The sequence below is a fragment of the Levilactobacillus andaensis genome (assembly GCF_016861695.1).
In the GTDB taxonomy this organism is placed as follows: domain Bacteria; phylum Bacillota; class Bacilli; order Lactobacillales; family Lactobacillaceae; genus Levilactobacillus; species Levilactobacillus andaensis.
In genome coordinates this window covers 1-1245 of sequence record NZ_BOLP01000041.1, presented here as the reverse complement: position 1 = coordinate 1245, position 1245 = coordinate 1, and the positions used below count along the sequence as shown (strand labels likewise).

The 1245-nt window shown below is 48.0% G+C and carries 1 protein-coding gene; it reads left to right on the top strand.

The window, feature by feature from the left end:
• The first annotated feature begins 97 nt into the window (after positions 1–97).
• Positions 98–1150, top strand: coding sequence for an IS30 family transposase (locus tag JUF10_RS14035; protein WP_444543450.1), 1053 nt, complete (start codon positions 98–100; stop codon positions 1148–1150).
• The last annotated feature ends 95 nt before the right edge of the window (positions 1151–1245 follow it).

Below are 1245 nucleotides of genomic sequence, written 5' to 3'. Positions count from 1 at the left end.
GGCGAATTCTATAATCAAGTTAGCCACTTAGAATTTAGGACAAAATAAATACACCAAGACGTAGATCTCAGGTATCATTGGAGTTCCTACACAAACAATGAAAGAGGTCTTCGTCTTGATGCAAGAACAGCTTACCATGAATCGCTCCAAGGGTCATCATCTAACTTTGAAAGAACGTGGAAACATTGAAGTCTACTTCAATCACGATGGGTACTCTCGTCGTAAGATAGCTAGTCTGCTGGGCGTTAGCCCGCAGACCATAAACAACGAGATCAAGCGAGGCTTGGTGACCAATAAGCAGCTCGTTAACGGTAAGGAAAAGCTCTATCAAGTCTATGTGGCAGAGCTTGCGGACCAACGGTATCACAAGAAACGTCGAGCCTGCCATCGCCCTTGTAAGTTCTTACAGGCCGTGACCTTCCTTGCTTTCTTTGTGAAGCACTTTAAGGATGACAATTGGGCACCTGACGCTGCTGTTGGCCGTGCCAAGGCATTGGGACTTTTTCGTCCCAATGAGATGGTCTGCACGCAGACCTTATATAAGTACATCGACGAACAGCTCTTGGAGATCTGTAACTTGGATCTTGCCGAAAAGATGAGCCGCCGACTGCCAAAGCACGCTGTTCATAAATTCAGCCGTATATTGGGCCGAGGCATCGAGGAGCGCCCTACTGAAGCAGAGACTCGTGAAGAGTTTGGCCACTTCGAGATTGACACGATTGTTGGTAAGCGTGACGGCCACGAAAGTGTAATTCTGACCTTGATTGAACGTCAAACTCGCTTTCAGATTATCCGCTTGATTGACGGTCGTGATGCCGATTCAGTGGCTTATGCCATGCGAGAAATTATGGCGGAATATGGTGCCATCATCAAATCAATCACTGCGGACAGTGGGCCAGAGTTTGCGTCGCTTTCGCAAGTGATGGAACCTGTCGCGCCAGTCTACTTCGCACACCCATACACTTCCAGTGAGCGTGGTACCAACGAAGTCCATAATCGTATGGTCCGCCGAGATTTTCCTAAGGGTGCGTCGCTCGATGCTGTTAGTCCAGCCGATGTTGCCAAGACAGCTGATAAGCTAAATAACATGCCACGTCGCCAACTAGATTTCCAAACACCCGCTGAACGCTTCGCTGTCGCCTGCGGCTAAGCTCAGCGTACAGGTCTAATACTAAACTCCAACCAATGAGAATCCCTTGACATCAGTATTTAGTCCTAGTGACTAACTTGTTCTTGTAATTTGCG

Excerpts from the sequence above, each read along its gene's own strand:
- JUF10_RS14035 (WP_444543450.1), top strand. The coding sequence starts at position 98 with ATGAAAGAGGTCTTCGTCTTGATGCAAGAACAGCTTACCATGAATCGC.